The sequence below is a fragment of the Roseivivax jejudonensis genome, assembly GCF_900172265.1.
In the GTDB taxonomy this organism is placed as follows: Bacteria; Pseudomonadota; Alphaproteobacteria; order Rhodobacterales; family Rhodobacteraceae; genus Roseivivax; species Roseivivax jejudonensis.
Genome location: NZ_FWFK01000003.1, coordinates 575,410 through 592,856 on the forward strand (window position 1 = coordinate 575,410; position 17,447 = coordinate 592,856).

Consider the following 17,447-nt stretch of genomic DNA (forward strand, 5'->3'; position numbering starts at 1 on the left):
AGACCTGCCCCTCGAGCGCCTCTCAGCAAACTCTCCCGCGCATCCGCTCCGCGACCGGCCGCGATCCCGGGACCGGCGCGGTCGAAGACGCCCGCGAGGGCGGATGAGAGCCCTCAGAAGGGCGCCTCGACGCGCCCCATCCGCACGTAGACGGACTTCACCTGGCTGTAGTGCTCGATCGCCGCCTTTGCGTTCTCGCGGCCGATCCCCGACATCTTCACGCCGCCGAACGGCATCTCGACCGGCGCGTCGTTGTAGGAGTTGATGAAGCACGTGCCCGCGCGCAGCCGCCCGATCACCCGGTGCGCCCGGCCGATGTCGCGGGTGAACACGCCCGCCGAAAGGCCGAACTCGGTCGCGTTGGCGCGCGCGATGCCCTCGTCCTCGTCGTCGAATTCAAGCACCGACAGGACCGGGCCGAAGATCTCCTCGCGGGCCATCGTCATGTCGTCCGTCACGCCGTCGAACAGCGCCGGCGTCAGCCAATAGCCCGGCCGGTCGAGCCGCTCGCCGCCGACGACGCGCCGCGCGCCCTCGTCCTCGGCGATCTTCAGGTAGCGCTCGACGATCTCCATCTGCCGCGCCGAAACGAGAGGGCCGAAATTCGTCGCCTCGTCCAGCGGATCGCCGATCACGGCGTCCCGCATCCGCTCAGCCATGCGCTCGACGAACCGCGCACGCAGTCCCTTCTGCACGAAGACCCGCGTGCCGTTGGTGCAGATCTGCCCGGACGAATAGAAATTGCCGAGGATCGCGCCGCCGACCGCGTCCTCGAGATCGGCATCGTCGAAGACCAGCATCGGGGACTTGCCGCCGAGCTCCATCGTGACGTGCTTCATGCTCTCCGCGGCGGCAGAATACACCTTGCGCCCTGTCGGCACCGACCCGGTGAGCGACACCTTGTCGGCGCGCGGATCGGTCGTCAGCGCGCCGCCCACGGCGCCCGCCCCCTGCACCACGTTGAAAAGCCCCGCCGGCAGGCCGGCCTCGATCAGGATCTCGGCGACCTTGAGCGTGCAGAGCGGCGTGGTCTCGGACGGCTTGAAGACCATCGCGTTGCCGCAGGCCAGCGCCGGCGCCGCCTTCCAGCAGGCGATCTGCGTGGGGTAGTTCCAGGCGCCGATTCCCACGCAGACACCCAGCGGCTCGCGGATCGTGTAGGCCCAGTCCTCGCCGAGCGGGATGTGCTCGCCGGTCAGTCCGGCCGCGATCCCGCCGAAATACTCGAGTGCGTCGGCCCCGCTCGTGGCGTCCGCGACGAGCGTCTCCTGCAGCGGTTTGCCGGTATCCATCGTCTCGAGGATGGACATCTCGCGGTTGCGCTCGCGCAGGATCTGCGCGGCGCGGGTCAGCACCCGGCCACGTTCGCGCGGCGGCGTCGCGGCCCATGCGGCCTGCGCCGCGCGCGCGCTCTCGAAGGCGCGGTCGATCACGGCCTGGGTCGCCGCGTGCACGGTCGCGATCACCTCGCCAGTCGCGGGGTAGATCACGTCGATCGTCTCGCCCGCGTCGTCTTCCACGTAGACGCCGTCGATGAAGTGGCTTGCGCGCGGGCGCGCATCGGGTCTGTTCGTCTGCCTCATTGTCCGCCTCACTCGCCGCGCGGAAAGCGCTGGCTCTCCTCCACGACGTTCAGGTCCATGTGATTGCGCATGTATCGCTCCGACGCCGACTTGAGCGGCTGGAAATCCCACGGGTAGTAGCCGCCTTGCCGAAGCGCCTCGTAGACCACGTGCCGCCGCGCCTGGCTTTGGCGCACCTCCGCGTCGAAGCGTTCGAGGTCCCAGCGCAGGGCCGCCATCTCGCGGAAGCGCTCCAGCGTTGCGCCGTGAGCGGGGTCCTCCGCGAGGTTCGTCATCTCGTCTGAGTCCGCCTCGAGGTCGAAAAGCTGTTCGGGATCGACCGCGCAATTGGTGTATTTCCACCGCCCGTCGCGCAACGCGACCAGCGGCGAGATCGAGGCTTCGGCCGCGTATTCCATCGCCACCGGGCTGCGTCGCGTACCGCCCTGCCCCAGCCGGGCGAGGCTTTCGCCCTCGGTCCACGGCATCACCGCCGCCATCGACACGCCGGCGAGCTCGCACAGCGTCGGGCAGACATCGATCGTCGAGACCGGCGCCTCGATCAGGCCCGGCGCCATATCGGGCGCGGCGATCATCAGCGGCACGCGGGCCGAGCCCTCGTAGAGCGACATCTTGAACCACAGCCCCCGCTCGCCGAGCATGTCGCCGTGGTCCGATACGAATACGACGATCGCCTCCTGCCGCGTGCGCTCCAGCACATCGAGGATGCCGCCGATCTTGTCATCGAGATACGAGATGTTGCCGAAATACGCGCGGCGCGACCGGGCCACGTCGTCCTCGGAAATCTCGAAGCTGCGCCAGTCGTTAGCGTCGAAGATCCGCTGCGAATGCGGGTCGTGCGCGTCGTAGGCCAGCGGCGGCCGCTTCGGCGCGAGCTCCGGACAGTCGGCATAGAGATCCCAGTACTGGCGGCGCGTCACGTAGGGATCGTGCGGGTGGGTGAAGCTGACCGTCAGCATCCACGGCCGCGCATCGTGCCCGCGCGCGAGATCGTAGAGTTTCTGCTCCGCCTCGAAGGCGACCTCGTCGTCGTATTCCATCTGGTTCGATATCTCGGCGACTCCCGCGCCGGTCACCGAGCCGAGGTTGTGATACCACCAGTCGATCCGCTCGCCCGGCTTGCGGTAGTCGGGCGTCCAGCCGAAATCGGCGGGGTAGATGTCGGTCGTCCGACGCTCCTCGAAGCCGTGCAGCTGGTCGGGGCCGACAAAGTGCATCTTGCCCGACAGGCATGTCTGGTAGCCCGCGCGGCGCAGATGATGCGCGTAGGTCGGGATGTCGGACGAGAACTCGGCGGCATTGTCATAGACGCGGGTCATCGACGGCAACTGCCCGGACATGAACGATGCACGCCCCGGCGCGCAGAGTGGCGAGGCGGTATAGGCGTTCGCGAACCGCGTCGACCGCGCCGCGAGCCGCTTGAGGTTGGGCGCGTGCAGCCAGTCCGCCGGGCCGTCCGGGAACAGGGTGCCGTTCAGCTGATCGACCATCAAAACGAGGATGTTGGGCGCGCTCATCTGGCCTCCGTCGATTGCAGACGGGGCCATGGCTAAACGACGCTGATTGACTCGTCAATCAACCTCATCTCCGGATATGAAAAGACCCGGCGGATCCGGAGGGATCGGCCGGGCCGTCAGGATGTGTCTGGCATCGGAGGTCAGGCCTCGATCACGCCAAGCACCGTGTTCTGTGGCAGGCGCGCGACTTCGTAGCCGGCGTCGATCTTGCGCAGGCCGTAACCATAGCCGCGCAGGCGGAAGCGCCACTCGCGCTCCGACACCGATTTTGCGCGCTCGGTCAGGATGAAGTCGCGGATATCGCGGAAATTTTCCGTCAGCGACGTGGAATTGGCAAACATGCTGGGCACTCCGTAGGTCTTTTTTTGTGACCCGGAGCTTTGCCGCGGAATAAGGCGAGACCTTGCTTCCCTAACGGCAATTTCCCGACAGGAAACAAAAGGCCGCCATTCAGCCCTTTGTTGCGTGGATCGGCGGCGTCACGCCCCGACGCCGCAGGCGCGCCTCACGCCAGGTGATGAACGTCACTGCGGCGATGATCACGCCGCCACCGGCGATCACGAACGGATCGGGCGGTTCGCCGAAGAAAGTCGCGCCGATCGCCACCGACCAGACCAGCTGAAGGAACGTCACCGGCTGGGTGACGGTCACCGGCGCGGCGGCGAAAGCCCGCGTCATGCTGTAGTGACCCGCCGTGGCGAAGGACGCGACCCCCATGAGGATCGCAAGCTCGCCCCAGCTGGGCGTCACCCAGTCCATCAGCGCGAAGGGCGCGAGGCCCACGGTTACCGTCATCGACAGCATCGCAACGACGATCGCCGCGGAATGCGCACCAGACAGGATTTTCGCCGTCAGGTAGCTGCCGGCGAACAGGAGCGCCGTGAACAGCATCGCGACATGTCCCGGATCGAGCGCGCGAAACCCCGGCCGCAGGATCAAGAGCGCGCCGGCGAGGGCAGCGACGATCGCCAGGATGCGCCGCGCCGCCATTCTCTCGCCCAGAAAGAACACGGCGAGGATCGAGACATAGACGGGGTTGAGGTAGTTCATCGCCGTCACCTCGGCGATCGGGATCCGCGTCATCGCGTAGAACCAGCAGATGACGCCCAGCGTATGAAACACCCCGCGCGCCCCGAAGAGCCGCCAGTCGCGCGCCGTCAGCTTCAGCCCGGCCAACTGCCGCCACGCCGGGACGAGGAACACGAGCCCGAGGAGGTAGCGCAGGAACGCGCTCTCGGCGGCCGGGATCCGCCCGCCCAGAGTCTTGACCAGAGCGGTGACCATGACGAAGCAGAAACCGGTCACGATCATCCACAGAATGCCCGCGACGGGCCGGTTCGCCTGGTCGTCCATGGCGGGCATCGGACGCGCCTCGGACGGATTTTGCAACCCGCCCCTCATGTCAGGATCAGCGACCCGGCGATCGCCCACATGGTCAGTCCGATTCCGGCGTCGAGCACACGCCACGCGGCCGGACGGGCAAAGAGCGGCGCCAGTGCCCGCGCACCGTAGCCGAGCGCGAAGAAGAACACGAACGACGCGCAGACCGCCCCCGCGCCGAAGGCCGGACGGCTGTCGTAGCCCGCAGAGACCGCACCGAGCAGCACCACCGTGTCGAGGTAGACATGCGGGTTCAGCCAGGTCAGCGCGAGGCACGTCAGCAGGGCGCCGCGCAATCCCTCTGCCGCGCCGCTCGCGCCCATCGCTGCACCACCGCGCCATGCCGCGCGCAGCGCGCGGGCGCCGTACCAGATCAGGAAGGCCGCCCCGCCCCAGCGCATGGCCGGCGCGAACCACGGCACCGCCGCGCCCAGAGCGCCCATGCCCGACACCCCGGCCGCGATCAGAACCGCGTCCGACACCGCACAGGTCAAAACCACGGGAAGCACATGGCGCCGCGCCAGCCCCTGGCGCAGGACAAACGCGTTCTGCGCCCCGATCGCCAGGATCAGGGACAGGCCGAGCGTAAAACCGGCCAGCGCAGAGGTCAGGACGGAACCGGACATGCGGCAAGGGCCTATCCCCTGCCGCGAAGGAAGACCAGCGCGCCCGCACGGCGCCCGCTGGCGGCGCGCTCTTGCCCCTCTCCCCCGCCCTGCCCTATAGAGTCGCTCGATTTCAGAACAGGCGATCGCACGAGGCACGACCATGGCCGGCCACTCCAAATGGGCGAACATCCAGCACCGCAAGGGGCGGCAGGACGCCGCGCGCTCCAAGCTCTTCTCGAAGCTCTCGAAGGAGATCACCGTCGCCGCCAAGATGGGTGATCCCGACCCCGAGAAGAACCCGCGTCTGCGCATGGCGGTGAAGGAGGCCAAGGGCCAGTCGATGCCCAAGGACAACATCGACCGCGCCATCAAGAAGGCGACCGGCGGCGAAGGCGACGCCTACGAAGAGATCCGCTACGAGGGCTACGGGCCGAACGGGGTCGCGGTGATCGTCGAGGCCATGACCGACAATCGCAACCGCACCGCCGCCAATGTCCGCGCGACGTTCTCCAAGAACGGCGGCAACATGGGCGAGACCGGATCGGTCGGCTTCATGTTCGAGCGCAAGGGCGAGATCGTCTACCCGGCCTCTGTCGGGGACAGCGAAACGGTGCTCGAGGCCGCGATCGAAGCCGGCGCCGAGGATGTCGAAAGCTCCGAGGACGGCCACGTGATCTGGTGCACCGACACCGACCTCGCGGACGTGTCGTCGGCGCTGGAAGAGGCGCTCGGCGAAAGTGAATCGACAAAGCTCGTCTGGAAACCGCAGAACACGACCGAGCTCGATCTCGACGGCATGCAGTCGCTGATGAAGCTGATCGACGCGCTCGAGGACGACGACGACGTCCAGCGCGTCACTACGAACTTCGAAGCATCCGACGAGGTCCTCGCGCAGCTCTGACGACCGGCGCGGCCGGTTACTCGGCCGTTGCCTCGGCGTCCGATGCCTCGCGCGAGAAGCGGATTTCGACCCGGCTGCCCGGGTCGAGCCGCGTCACCTGGATTTCGGCATCGAGCGAGCGGGCCAACGCCACGACGATCGATCCGCCCACGCCCGGCTCCGCGCCCTCGCCCGTGGTGTCGAGCGGGCCATCGCCCTCGGCCGCGCGGGCGCGCTGCTCCGACAGGCTGTCGGCGCCCCACGGCCAGTTGCTGCCGTTCGGCAGGCCGATCCCGTCATCCTCGACCACGAGTTCCACGCGCCCGTCATCGGCCAGCCCGAAGTGCACCGAAACCGCGCCGCGGTCGCGCGACTCGAACGCATGTTCGAGCGCGTTGGTCACCAGTTCGGACAGCAGAAGACCCGACCGCGCGGCCTGATCCACCGACAGCTCGACCTCGTCGCACACCACGTTGACGCGCACGGCCTCGCGACCCTCGATGCCCGACAGGACCGAGGCGATCCGACTCAGATACGCGCCCGCGTCGATCGCCTCGCGACCGGCCCGCGGATCGATGTTGAGCTTGAACAGCTCCTCGTACAGCAGCGCAAGCGCCTCGATCCGCCGCGACAGCGCCGAAAAGCTGTCCGGCGTCACGTCCCGCCGCGCCTGCATCCGGATCATCGACACCACCATGGCAAGGTGGTTCTTCACCCGATGCTGAAGCTCGCGCAGCATGTCGACCGAGCGGTCGCGCACCTTGTTGGCCTCGTTGCGCGCCATCTCTTCGTGCTCGCGCTCCACCTCGCGCTGCAATCCGAAGAAGGCCACCAGCGTGCCGTTCTCGTCGTGCACGGGCGAGATCATCAGGTGATTGAGAAAGGGCGTGCCGTCGGCCTTGTGATTGACGATGGTCAGCTCGAACTGGCGCGCCTCCTTGACCGCATCGCGCAGCGCCTGCGCATCGGCGGGATCGGTTTCTTCACCCTGCAGGAAGCGGCAGTTGCGACCGAGCGCGAAATCACGGCTGTAGAGCGTCGTGCGCTGAAAGCTGTCGTTCACGTACGTGATCGGATTGTCGTCGAGGCGTGGATCGGTCAGCACGATAGACAGCGACGAATGGCGCACCGCGCTGCCAACGAGCGCCTCGGCTCCCTGTTCCGACATGCCGGTCATGGTCTTCGGTCCCCCGCTTCAATCCGAAGCAGCGCTCTACACGCTCACCGCGTCTAGAGACATTCCAAGCTGATACACAATCCCGTCAGATAAGACACAGGGTATGTCTTCCCATTGCGCTCTCGGCAACTGCGCCGTTGCGAATTCGTCAGTTCGCCTCGGTCTCCGATGCGCGCTCCGCCTCTATCTCGCGCCAGCGCGCGACGTTGCGGTTGTGCTCGTCGAGCGTCTCGGCAAAGGCGTGCCCGCCGGTGCCGTCCGCCACGAAGAACACGTAGCTTGTCTCCGCGGGATTGAGCGCCGCCTCGATCGCCGCGCGCCCCGGGTTGGCGATCGGCGTGGGGGGCAGCCCCTCGATCACGTAGGTGTTGTAGGGCGTTGCCGCGCGCAGCTCGGATTGCCGGATGCCGCGGCCCAGCGTACCCTCGCCCTCGGTGATACCGTAGATCACCGTCGGGTCGGTCTGGAGCCGCATGCCGCGCCGCAGACGGTTGACGAAGACACTCGCGACTTGCGGGCGTTCTTCGGCCACGCCGGTCTCCTTTTCGACGATAGAGGCAAGGATCAGGGCATCCGCCGGAGTCTCGAGCGGCAGTTCGTCCGCCCGGTTGGCCCAGGCTTCGGCGAGGATTGTCTCCTGTGCCTGCTGCATCCGGTCGATCAGGTCGGCCCGGCTGTCGCCCGGCACGATCTCGTAGCTGTCCGGCGCGAGCGAGCCCTCGGCCGGCACCTCGACCTCGCCCTCGAGCACGTCCACGGAATTGAGCTCTTCGACCACCTGCCACGAGGTCACGCCCTCGGCCAGGGCGACGCGAAAGCGCGTGCCGGAAGCATCGCGTACCTCGGCGAAACGCTCCGGCGGCTCTTCGGAGGCCGGGTCGAACTCCATCACCTCGGCAAAACGGCCAGTCGCGGGATCGACCTCGCGCACTTCGACCGCGGCCGCGGTGACGCCGATGCGATAGACGACCTCGGTGCCGCAGGTCGACGCGCCGCCGCGCGTCACGATATCGACGATCTCGGCCATAGAGGCGCCCTCGGGCACGAGATAGGATCCCGCTTTTAGCTGCGCGCTCTTGTCGGCGTAATCCGCGCCAAGGCGGAACAGCACCGACGAGCTCACCGCGCCTTGCCCCTCCAGGTCCTCGGACACGCGGGAAATATTCGTGCCGCGCGGCACGTCGAGGCAGATCGGCTCGGTCAGCGGGCCGGCCTCCTGGTAGCTGCGCTGCGCCCAGATGAGCGCGCCGCCGCCGACGAAAACCAGCACCACGAGGAACGTCAGCGCGTTGGAGGCGATGTGTCGCCACATGGGGTCAGGCCACCTTGCCGAAGAGAACGCTCGCGTTGGTGCCGCCGAAACCGAAGGAGTTGGACAGCGCGTAGGTGATCTCGCGCTCGCGCTTGCCGTTCGGCGCAAGGTCGATCGCGGTCTCCACCGCCGGATCGTCGAGGTTGATCGTCGGCGGCGCCACCTGGTCGCGGATCGCGAGGATCGAGAAGATCGCCTCGATCGCGCCGGCGGCCCCGAGCAGGTGCCCGGTCGCCGACTTCGTCGAGGACATGGTGACCTTCGACGCGGCGTCGCCCAGCATCCGTTCGACGGCCGCCAGCTCGATCACATCGGCCATCGTCGAGGTGCCGTGCGCATTGATGTAGTCGAGATCGCCGGGCGCGATCCCGGCGCGCTTCAACGCGGCGCGCATCGACCGTTCGGCGCCGTCGCCGTCCTCGGCCGGCGCGGTGATGTGGTAGGCGTCGCCGGACAGCCCGTAGCCCACGACCTCGGCATAGATCGTCGCGCCCCGCGCCTTTGCGTGCTCGTAATCCTCCAGCACCACAATGCCCGCGCCCTCGCCCATGACAAAGCCGTCGCGGTCGCTGTCGTAGGGCCGGCTGGCCGTTTCGGGGGCGTTGCCGCGCTTCGTCGACAGCGCCTTGCAGGCGTTGAAACCGGCGATGCCGATTTCCGAGATCGCGCTCTCGGCGCCGCCGGCGATCATCACGTCGGCATCATCGTCGCGGATCAGCCGCGCCGCGTCGCCGATCGCGTGTGCGCCGGTCGAACACGCGGTCACGACCGAGTGGTTCGGCCCCTTGAAGCCGTATCGGATCGACACCTGGCCCGAGATGAGGTTGATCAGCGCGCCCGGGATGAAGAACGGCGACACGCGCCGCGGCCCCTTGTCCCGAATGAGGTAAGCGGTCTCGGCGATCGAGTTCAGACCGCCGATGCCCGAGCCGATCATGACGCCGGTGCGAAGCTTCTGCTCGTCGGTCACCTCTTTCCAGCCCGCCTGCCGGACGGCCTGTTCGGCGGCAGCGATGCCGTAGAGGATGAAATCGTCGACCTTGCGCCGCTCCTTGGGCGCGAGCCACTCGTCGGGGTTGAAGGTGCCGTCCGACCCGTCGCCATAGGGAACCTCGCAGGCATAGGTCGTGGCGAGGTGCGAGGCGTCGAACTTGCTGATCGTTCCGGCGCCCGAGCGACCTGCCAGGATACGCGACCAGCTCTCTTCCACGCCCGAGGCGAGCGGTGTGACGAGACCCATTCCGGTGACGACGACGCGACGCATGCTGACTGCCCTTCTCGACCTCTTCTGCGGTTCGCTCATATCCCGCCGGCGGGGACAGGAGCAAGAGCGAGCGGGACCGCGAACGGTCGGATCCCCGCCGACGGACGCGCCGTTTTCAGGCCCAGCCGGGACCGAGATCGTCCCGCGCCGCATCGATCCAGTGCGCGCGCAGCCAAGCGCAGGGTTTCGACCGGCGGATCAGCGACGCATTATACCCGTCGACCGCCTCGGACATCTTCGGCCGCCCGTGAAAACACACCACGCGGGCGTCCTCGGGCAACCGCGGGGGCCGGATCCAGTTGCGTGGAAAGGGGTTGCAGTCGTACTTGAACGATACGACCCAAGGATCCGGAATATATGTGAAAACGCCGCGATCCATCGCCTTGTGCGAGGTGTATCGCTGCTCTGACCCGCGCGCGGCCTCGACTTCGGCGTAGGCGTCGGCGGCCAGATCGTCGTAGAGAAACCCGTGGTGCCGCGGATCGTAGCGAAAGACGGATCCGTGGCCGGTCGTGCGCCCCTTGCGCTTTTCCGTCCAGTCATGACGCATCGCGACCGTGCCCGGGGCCAGGTCGAGGATCGGATCGAGCGCGCCGGTGATGACCACGTCAAGGTCGAAGCCCAGGACCGGACCGTCGAGATCGGGGATCGCCCCTGAGCGGAACAGCGACACCTTGCGCATCGCGCCCTGTCGGTTCGCGACGGCCAGCGCGGCATCCATCTGCGCGCGGAACGGCTCGCTCGGCAGATCGAGGATCTCGATGTCTGGATGCAGCCCCTCGGCGCGGTCGGTCATGCACAGGAAGCGAACAGGCCGCGACAGGTTCCGCCGCACACCGGAATACAGGCGGTTCACGTAGTCGGGGCCGAAAGCCGTCCCCCACTTGATGCAGACGATGGTCGCGCGGGTCATGCAGCGCGGCTTATCCGGGCCCGCCCGCGCCCGCAATACTGCGGGCGGCGCGCGGTGGCGCCGCCCTGCTTTCGGATCACTCGCCGCCCGGCTCTTTGCCCGCGGCGCGCAATGCATCGTTGGTCGCGTCCATGAACGCCAATTGGCGGTCGAGGAACACGGCGCGGTTCACCTCGGGCTCGACCTCGGCGAGCGCTTGGCAGTAGCTCGCCGTGAGCACCGCGATCGCGTCGCCGTAGCTCACGTCCGGCTCGGCGCTGGAATAGCCCGACACGATGGGTTCGAGGGCCTCGGGCTCGACCGTGCGGTTCGCCAGGTCGGCAACGCTGCTCTGCACTCCGGCGGGCAGGCTCAGCCCTTGGGGCGCCGCCGGGCAGCTGGTCACGAGTTCGAGGCTCATCTCGGTCTCGGCATCGGGCCGGCGGGCCGCGACCAGCTCGGGCGTCGCCGCCTCGATGCCGTCGTTGTCCCATTCGCGCCGGACATAGTTCGTGACGTCCGAAATCTCCTCGTCGGTCAGCGTCTCCGCGAAGCTCGGCATGGCGCTCCAGCCATTGCGCGCCTCGATCCCCATCAGGAGCACGTTCACCACGTTCGTGGGCGATTCCGCGTTCACGCCACCGTTGTTGACAAGCCGCGCGGCGTTGCCGCCGCCCATGCCGTCCGAGCCGTGGCAGGCGAGGCACTGACCTTCGTAGATGGCTTGGCCGCTGGACAGAACGTCCTCCGGAATATCCTCGAGTTCGGCCGTGCGGCCTTCTTCGTCCTCTTCGGCGCGGTCGAGGATGTAGGCCGAGATCGCCTCGACATCCGCCTCGCGCGCATCCTGAAGGCTGGTCGTCACCTGGTACATCGCGCCGAACGCCGCGAGCCCGTCCGGGTTCTGGTTGGCGAGATAGGCGGTCAGCGTGTCGTGATCGAACTTCTCGAGCGCCGAACCGGCCGATCCGCTGATGTTCGGAGCATACCAGCCGTCGACCAGCGCACCCTGGTAGGGGCGGTCCTCGACCGGGCCACCGATGGCGTTGCGCGGGGTGTGGCACGACGTGCAGTGCGCGAGCCCCTCTGCAAGGTATTCGCCGCGGTTGATCTGCTCGCTCTTCGACATGTCGGGCTCGAACCGCCCGGCTTCGAAGTAAAGCGCTTGCCACACCTCGACGCCGCGACGGACGTTGAACGGGAACGGCAGCTGGATCACCTGAACCTCGTGCTCGATCGGCTCGATCGACCGGAAGTAGGCCCAGAGCGCGTTGATGTCCTCGTCACTCAGCAGCGTGTAGGAATTGTACGGCATCGCCGGGTAGAGCGGCCCACCATCCTTCGTCACGCCGCGGCGCAGGGCGCCCTCGAAATCCTCGCGCGTCCAGGTGCCGATTCCGGTCTCGGGGTCGGGCGTGATGTTGGGTCCGACGAGTTCACCGAACGGTGTCTCGAGCACCACGCCCCCGGCGTAGGCGCCGGCATCGGCGCTGTGGCAGTGCTTGCATCCCCCCAGCGTCGCGAGGTATTCCCCCTGCGCGACAAGGTCTGCCGGACCGTCGTCCGTCGCGGTGCCATTGGATTGTGCCGCGGCGACGCCGGGCAAAAAGAAACAGGCACCTGCGGCCGAAACGGCCAGCAGGCTGCGCAGGGAAAGGCCGCTCATCAGACCGCTCCTTTGTCCGTGTGATACCTTGACAAATGGAGCTAGGCCGCCCGCGCCCGCCGGCAACCGGCGCGCGCGCGTGGTGGGTCGTGACGGATTCGAACCGCCGACATTCTCGGTGTAAACGAGACGCTCTACCAGCTGAGCTAACGACCCGGACCGCGCCGCGATCCGGGTCTAGCCTCCGCCGACAGCGGCATCAAGAGGCTTTGGCACGCGCCGCGTCAGGGTCCGTAGACCACCCCCGGGAGCCACGTGATGATCCCGGGAAAGACCATGCACAGCACCAGCCCGACGATCTGCAGAGCGAGGAACGGCAACGCCGCCTTGAAGATGTCGCCCATCGGGATTTCCGGCGGCGCGACGCCGCGCAGGTAGAACAGCGCGTATCCGAACGGCGGCGACAGGAAGCTCATCTGCATGTTGACGAGGTAAAGGACGCCGAACCACAGAACGAGTTCGTTGGGATCGGACAGGCCAAACGCGGTGGCTCCGAGCGCCTTCACGATCGGCACGAAGATCGGCACGCACAGCAGCAGGATCCCCACCCAGTCGAGGAACATGCCCAGCGCGACCAGCAGGATCTGCATCAGGATCAGGATGCCCCACGGGCCAAGCCCCGTCGCGGCGAGCGCGTCGTTCACGAATTGCTGGCCACCCTCGAGCACGTAGAGCCCGACGAAGATCGTCGCGCCGAACATGATCCAGATCACCATGGCGCTCGCCTTGAGCGTGGTCAGGCAGGCCTCGCGCACTGTCTGCCAGTCGAGCTTGCGGTGGATCGCCGCGACGATGAATGCGCCGAACGTGCCGATGCCCGCCGCCTCCACCGGCGTCGCCACGCCCGAGAATATCACGCCCAGAACGATGACGATCAGCAGGATCGGCGCCGCCATGCGGGAGATCAGCTGCACCTTCTCCGCGAACGGGATCCGCTCCTCATCGGGGATCGGCGGCCCGAGCCGTGGACTGATGTAACTGAGCCCCACAACGTACAAAATGTACATTCCCGATAGCAGAAGACCCGGGAACACCGCGCCGATGAACAGCTCGCCCACCGACTGCTCCGCCACCACCGCGTAGATGATCGCGAGGATCGACGGCGGGATCAGGATACCGAGCGTGCCGCCGGCCATGATCGACCCCATCGCGATCTTCGGATCGTAGCCGCGATTGAGCATCGCGGGCAGCGCGATGATCCCCATGGTCACCACTGCCGCACCGATCACGCCGACCATCGCCGCAAGCAGCGTCGAGGCCATGATCGTCGCGGCCGCCAGACCGCCCTTCAGACCGCCGAGGATCTTGTAGATCACGTCGAACATGTCGTTGATGATGCCGGCCCTCTCGAGCATCGCCGCCATGAAGATGAACAACGGGATCGCCGAGAGCTGGTAGTTGGTCATCAGCGGGAAGATGCGGCTCGGCACGATGTTGAGCGCGTTCGCGTCACCGAGGATGAACAGGAAGACGCAGGCCAGCCCGCCGGTGACGAAGGCCAGCGGCAACCCCATCATCAGGAGCGCCAGAAGCGAGCCGAACATGATGAGGGTGAGCCACCCGATTTCGATTTCGAGACCCATGGCTCAGCCCTCCTGCAGTGCCCGGACGTCCTTCAGGAGCTTGGAAACCCCCTGAAGCACAAGCAGAAGTCCGCCGATCACCATGACCCATTTCATGGGCCAGAGCGGCACCTCCCATTCATTGAAACTGATCTCGCCCCAGCGGATGTTGTCGTCCGTCCACTGGCCCCAGTTCCAGTTCGCGACCATCTCGGTCGTCGCGATGTCGCCGCGCGCCCATTGCGACAGAAGTCCGTTGCCCGTTGGCACGGCGAGCGCGTCCATCGCGAAGATGAAGCTTGTGCCCAGCAGCGTGAAGGCGAAGATGAAGAAGAAGATCGAGGTCAGCAGATCGACCCATGCCTTCCTCTCGCGTGTCCAGGTGGCGTAGAAGATGTCGACCCGCACGTGCGTTTCGGTCAGCATCGCGTAGGCGCCCGCGATCAGGTACTGCATGCCGAACATCAGGTACATCGCCTCATGCGCCCAGTTCGTCGGCGCGTTGAAGACGTAGCGCGAGATGACCTCGAAATAGTAGACGAAGACCGCGATCACGGCCCAGTAGGCCACGAACTCGCCCGCGCGCAGGCAGAGCCGGTCGATCCAGTTCTCGGCGTAAGCTTCATCCGGGGTCGACACGCCGATCCCGGCATCGCGCAGGGCCTGCTCGTTCGCGTGCTCCTCGTCGGGCTCGATGGTGCGGTTAGCCTGCACCACAAGGCGCTTCATCAGGACGGCGTCGACCAGCATCATGATCAGAAGCAGGTAGAAGGCGTAGCGCGCGAAGTTGTTCCAGTAGATCAGGTCGCCGCGCGCCTCCTCGAGCGGCACCTGCATCTGGCCGAGCGTCGCGCGCGCCTCCGCGAGCCGCTCCTCGCCGCGCTGAATCGTCGTTTCGGCCCGGTCGAGCCGCCGCTGCGCCGCGCGCTCGGTAAAGGATCCCTCCTCGGCCTCGGCCAGATCCGCGCGGTATTGCTCGATCTCGGCGCGGGCGTCCTCGACCCGCGGCTCCTCCCGCTCGATCGAACGCTCTGCGACGCGCACCTGGTTGGCAAGGTTCGACACGACCTCGCGCGCGTCCTTCTGCTGCCCGTTGGCATAGAGGATGAGGAGGAAGACCGGGATAAAGACGAAGCCCCAGAGGCTCTTGAGATAGAACCGGTGCAGGCCAAGCATGCCCCCTGTCACCAGGATCATGTAGCCCAGCGACATCGAGTATTGCTTGTCCTCCACCTTCGGACGGCGCGCCAGCGCCATCGCGATCAGCGGAAAGACGATCAGCCCCACCCAATAGAGCCAGTGCGGCAGCGTGTAGCTTATGTCGGGCATGTCCCCTCGGTCCCTCTTGCGGTCCGTCTTGGCCCCCGGCGGGGGGCGGTCGCGCGCGCGGTCGCGCCCTGAGAGCGCGCCCCGCGGCGGTGTCGGACGGGCGCGCCGTCAGGGCGCGACGATGGCGGCGGGGCGCCCGAAGGCCCCCCGCACCCGTATTCGGTCAGAGCTTGAGTTCCAGCCCGTCGGTCAGCGCCGGATCCACGTAGCCGAGCGAGCCCGACTGCATGTACTTGAGCTGGATGTCGAAGACCCGCGCCGCCTGCGGATCGCGGTTCGCGTAGTCGAACCAGATCGGCACGGCGACTTCGGTCATCAGTTCCACGTCGTCCTGGGTCAGGCGCGTCACCTCGGTGCCGTCCTCCTCGAACTTCACCCAGGCTTCCTGGTCCGCGGCCTGGATGGCGGCGTGGTGCATGTCGGAATAGGTGTGAGTCTCCATCTCGACGAACTGCTTCATCTCGTCGCTGAGAGCGTTCCAAGCGTCCATGCCGACGGTGATGTCCATGATGTCCACCGGCTGGTAGAGCGACATGAAGCCCGGAGGGCCCATGACGATGTAGTCGGTCACCTGGCTGAAGCCGAGCGCGTAGTTCACCGCCGGACCCACGTAGTCGGCCACGTCGATGGTGCCCTTCTCGAGCGCCGGGAAGATCTCGGACCCCGGCAGAACGGTGGTCTCGGCCCCGATCTCGGAGAAGATGTCGGCGACCATGCCGCCCGGCAGGCGCATCTTGCGGCCGGCGAAATCGTCGATCGAACGGATCGGCACCTTGGAGTGGATGATGTTCGGGCCGTGGTGCACGGGGCCGACGAAGTGCATGCCCTGCGCGGCGTAGAGCTCGCGCGCGATGTCGATGCCGCCGAGACCGTAGTAAAACACGTCGAATTCGTGCGGATTGCGCAGCCCGAGCGGAATCGACGTCAGGAAGGTCGCGGCCGGAATGATGCCCTGCGCGTAGATGGTGAACGGGTTCACCGCATCGAGCACGCCGTTCTTGACCGCGTCGAAGAGCTGGAAGTCACCGACGACGTCGTTGGCACCGAACGGCTGGAACGCGAGTTCGCCGCCGGTCTTCTCCTGGATGCTGGCGCACCAGTCGCGGAAGATCTGCAAGCCCGCACCGCCGGGCCAGGACGTCTGGATCCGCCAAGTCGTGCCGTTGGCCTGTGCCCCGGCGATATGCGGTGCCGCGAGTGTGGCCGCGCCGGCCCCGGCCAGGGTGCGCAGCGCGCCCCGGCGATTGGTGATCTTTGTCATGATTTCCTCCCCTTCAGGACCTTTTCGGTATCTCTCTGAACCGTCGTCCGACCTTCGTGCGGTGCGCCATGCCTCCGGGACGGAGCCCGTTCGGGCCCCTGTCCCCTCCCTGCGCGCCCGGCGGACCGGCGACGTCAGGCATGCTAACGGCTTGAACCCGCGAGGCAAGGGCGGTTGTGCAAGAATGTCATGCACGCGACACGCAGGCGCAGTCGGGCCGCGCCCGGCGTGCCGGTCCAGTCGATCGGAGGGGGAAATGGTGGGTGATAGAAGATTCGAACTTCTGACATCTTCGATGTGAACGAAGCGCTCTACCACTGAGCTAATCACCCGGTGCCGCGCGTCTTAGACTCACTCCGCGGCTGGTGCAAGAGGGTCCGAACCGTCCTCGTCGCTGCCGTCCGCAGCCTCGTCAGCGGGACGCCGGCCCGACGGATCGGGCTGCCGGATGCGTGCTGTGAGCACCTGCCCGTTCGTGGCTTGCTTGTGCTTGGTCACGCGCACCTTGCCCAATGGCGCGAGGTTCAGCTCGCGACCGTCGGCAAGCTGTTCGCCGAGAACCGCGAGCGCGGCCTCGACGACGGGCTTGGCATCCTTCTTCTTCATGCCCGACCGGGTCACCACGAGGTCGATGAGTTCGCGCTTGCGCAGCGCGCGGCGCTGGTGCGCGGGTTTCAACGCTGGGTCGAGCGTCGCGGCGACGGCGGTATCGAGACGAGCCTCGGCCGTTTCGTTCGCGTCGGTTTCCTCGGTCGCGGTGGTCTGCGCTGCGACATTCGGCGCCGCGCGGGTTTTCCTGCCTGCGCCCGCAGCCTGCGGGCGGTTCGATGTCGATGTGGCCATGCCTGACGGCTCCCTGCTCGCTGCGCAGCGCCCGATCCGATCGGGTCCGCCGCTGGCGCGAACGATACCACGACGCATCCAAAATCCTAGTACCATCATGGGATCGCGCCGCAAGATCTGCCCAATCGGTCACGATATTGCCGCAGGTGTGACCGGGCGGCGGCGCATCGGCC

Annotated in this window: 15 protein-coding genes and 2 tRNA genes; 1 reads left to right on the forward strand and 16 read right to left on the reverse strand. The window is 67.0% G+C overall.

Annotated elements, in window-relative coordinates; translation table 11 throughout:
- Positions 1-113: 113 nt before the first annotated feature.
- The 5 genes from betB to ROJ8625_RS10645 all read right to left on the reverse strand — a co-directional run bounded on the left by betB (position 114) and on the right by ROJ8625_RS10645 (position 5,091).
- Complete coding sequence (gene betB, locus ROJ8625_RS10625) at positions 114-1,583, reverse strand: betaine-aldehyde dehydrogenase (protein ID WP_085791851.1); 1,470 nt, start codon at positions 1,581-1,583, stop codon at positions 114-116.
- Positions 1,584-1,591: 8 nt separating this feature from the next.
- The gene (gene betC / locus ROJ8625_RS10630; protein WP_085791852.1) at positions 1,592-3,100 is read right to left on the reverse strand and encodes a choline-sulfatase; all 1,509 of its coding nucleotides are present in this window, start codon (positions 3,098-3,100) and stop codon (positions 1,592-1,594) included.
- 140 nt (positions 3,101-3,240) lie between these two features.
- Positions 3,241-3,441, reverse strand: a complete 201-nt coding sequence (locus ROJ8625_RS10635) for a hypothetical protein (RefSeq protein WP_085791853.1) — start codon at positions 3,439-3,441, stop codon at positions 3,241-3,243.
- A 109-nt stretch (positions 3,442-3,550) separates the two neighbouring features.
- Complete coding sequence (locus ROJ8625_RS10640) at positions 3,551-4,462, reverse strand: DMT family transporter (protein WP_370738472.1); 912 nt, start codon at positions 4,460-4,462, stop codon at positions 3,551-3,553.
- A gap of 35 nt (positions 4,463-4,497) precedes the next feature.
- A complete protein-coding gene (locus ROJ8625_RS10645) occupies positions 4,498-5,091 on the reverse strand; it encodes a LysE/ArgO family amino acid transporter (protein ID WP_085791922.1) in 594 nt (197 codons plus the stop codon).
- 157 nt (positions 5,092-5,248) lie between these two features.
- Here ROJ8625_RS10645 and ROJ8625_RS10650 point away from each other — a divergent pair, with 157 nt between their 5' ends.
- Positions 5,249-5,989 (forward strand): YebC/PmpR family DNA-binding transcriptional regulator, encoded by a 741-nt coding sequence (locus tag ROJ8625_RS10650; RefSeq protein WP_085791854.1) that lies wholly within the window; start codon positions 5,249-5,251, stop codon positions 5,987-5,989.
- A 16-nt stretch (positions 5,990-6,005) separates the two neighbouring features.
- Here ROJ8625_RS10650 and ROJ8625_RS10655 read toward each other — a convergent pair whose 3' ends face one another.
- From ROJ8625_RS10655 to ROJ8625_RS10705, 11 genes are all read right to left on the reverse strand, one after another.
- Complete coding sequence (locus tag ROJ8625_RS10655; protein WP_085791855.1) at positions 6,006-7,145, reverse strand: PAS domain-containing protein; 1,140 nt, start codon at positions 7,143-7,145, stop codon at positions 6,006-6,008.
- A gap of 148 nt (positions 7,146-7,293) precedes the next feature.
- Positions 7,294-8,457 carry an endolytic transglycosylase MltG gene (mltG, locus tag ROJ8625_RS10660; protein ID WP_085791856.1) on the reverse strand — a complete coding sequence of 388 codons (1,164 nt, stop codon included), beginning with the start codon at positions 8,455-8,457 and terminating at the stop codon, positions 7,294-7,296.
- A 4-nt stretch (positions 8,458-8,461) separates the two neighbouring features.
- Positions 8,462-9,721, reverse strand: coding sequence for a beta-ketoacyl-ACP synthase II (gene fabF / locus ROJ8625_RS10665; RefSeq protein WP_085791857.1), 1,260 nt, complete (start codon positions 9,719-9,721; stop codon positions 8,462-8,464).
- Positions 9,722-9,836: 115 nt separating this feature from the next.
- Positions 9,837-10,634 (reverse strand): glycosyl transferase, encoded by a 798-nt coding sequence (locus ROJ8625_RS10670; RefSeq protein ID WP_085791858.1) that lies wholly within the window; start codon positions 10,632-10,634, stop codon positions 9,837-9,839.
- Between the two features lie 76 nt (positions 10,635-10,710).
- Positions 10,711-12,279, reverse strand: a complete 1,569-nt coding sequence (locus ROJ8625_RS10675; RefSeq protein WP_085791859.1) for a cytochrome c — start codon at positions 12,277-12,279, stop codon at positions 10,711-10,713.
- An 80-nt stretch (positions 12,280-12,359) separates the two neighbouring features.
- A tRNA-Val gene (locus ROJ8625_RS10680) sits at positions 12,360-12,435 on the reverse strand.
- Between the two features lie 68 nt (positions 12,436-12,503).
- Positions 12,504-13,862 carry a TRAP transporter large permease gene (locus ROJ8625_RS10685; RefSeq protein WP_085791860.1) on the reverse strand — a complete coding sequence of 453 codons (1,359 nt, stop codon included), beginning with the start codon at positions 13,860-13,862 and terminating at the stop codon, positions 12,504-12,506.
- A gap of 3 nt (positions 13,863-13,865) precedes the next feature.
- Positions 13,866-15,170, reverse strand: coding sequence for a TRAP transporter small permease subunit (locus tag ROJ8625_RS10690; RefSeq protein ID WP_085791861.1), 1,305 nt, complete (start codon positions 15,168-15,170; stop codon positions 13,866-13,868).
- Positions 15,171-15,333: 163 nt separating this feature from the next.
- Positions 15,334-16,431 carry a TRAP transporter substrate-binding protein DctP gene (gene dctP / locus ROJ8625_RS10695; RefSeq protein ID WP_085791862.1) on the reverse strand — a complete coding sequence of 366 codons (1,098 nt, stop codon included), beginning with the start codon at positions 16,429-16,431 and terminating at the stop codon, positions 15,334-15,336.
- A gap of 257 nt (positions 16,432-16,688) precedes the next feature.
- A tRNA-Val gene (locus tag ROJ8625_RS10700) sits at positions 16,689-16,763 on the reverse strand.
- Positions 16,764-16,782: 19 nt separating this feature from the next.
- Entirely contained in the window at positions 16,783-17,274 is a 492-nt protein-coding gene (locus tag ROJ8625_RS10705) for an HU family DNA-binding protein (RefSeq protein ID WP_085791863.1), read from the reverse strand.
- Positions 17,275-17,447 lie beyond the last annotated feature (173 nt).

Bases quoted from the DNA above. Each gene is read 5' to 3' on its own strand.
- fabF (WP_085791857.1), bottom strand. From the start codon at position 9,721: ATGCGTCGCGTCGTCGTCACCGGAATGGGTCTCGTCACACCGCTCGCC.
- ROJ8625_RS10640 (WP_370738472.1), bottom strand. From the start codon at position 4,462: ATGCCCGCCATGGACGACCAGGCGAACCGGCCCGTCGCGGGCATTCTG.
- ROJ8625_RS10690 (WP_085791861.1), bottom strand. From the start codon at position 15,170: ATGCCCGACATAAGCTACACGCTGCCGCACTGGCTCTATTGGGTGGGG.
- ROJ8625_RS10650 (WP_085791854.1), top strand. From the start codon at position 5,249: ATGGCCGGCCACTCCAAATGGGCGAACATCCAGCACCGCAAGGGGCGG.
- ROJ8625_RS10685 (WP_085791860.1), bottom strand. From the start codon at position 13,862: ATGGGTCTCGAAATCGAAATCGGGTGGCTCACCCTCATCATGTTCGGC.
- betB (WP_085791851.1), bottom strand. From the start codon at position 1,583: ATGAGGCAGACGAACAGACCCGATGCGCGCCCGCGCGCAAGCCACTTC.
- betC (WP_085791852.1), bottom strand. From the start codon at position 3,100: ATGAGCGCGCCCAACATCCTCGTTTTGATGGTCGATCAGCTGAACGGC.
- ROJ8625_RS10705 (WP_085791863.1), bottom strand. From the start codon at position 17,274: ATGGCCACATCGACATCGAACCGCCCGCAGGCTGCGGGCGCAGGCAGG.
- ROJ8625_RS10655 (WP_085791855.1), bottom strand. From the start codon at position 7,145: ATGACCGGCATGTCGGAACAGGGAGCCGAGGCGCTCGTTGGCAGCGCG.
- ROJ8625_RS10635 (WP_085791853.1), bottom strand. From the start codon at position 3,441: ATGTTTGCCAATTCCACGTCGCTGACGGAAAATTTCCGCGATATCCGC.
- dctP (WP_085791862.1), bottom strand. From the start codon at position 16,431: ATGACAAAGATCACCAATCGCCGGGGCGCGCTGCGCACCCTGGCCGGG.
- ROJ8625_RS10675 (WP_085791859.1), bottom strand. From the start codon at position 12,279: ATGAGCGGCCTTTCCCTGCGCAGCCTGCTGGCCGTTTCGGCCGCAGGT.
- mltG (WP_085791856.1), bottom strand. From the start codon at position 8,457: ATGTGGCGACACATCGCCTCCAACGCGCTGACGTTCCTCGTGGTGCTG.
- ROJ8625_RS10670 (WP_085791858.1), bottom strand. From the start codon at position 10,634: ATGACCCGCGCGACCATCGTCTGCATCAAGTGGGGGACGGCTTTCGGC.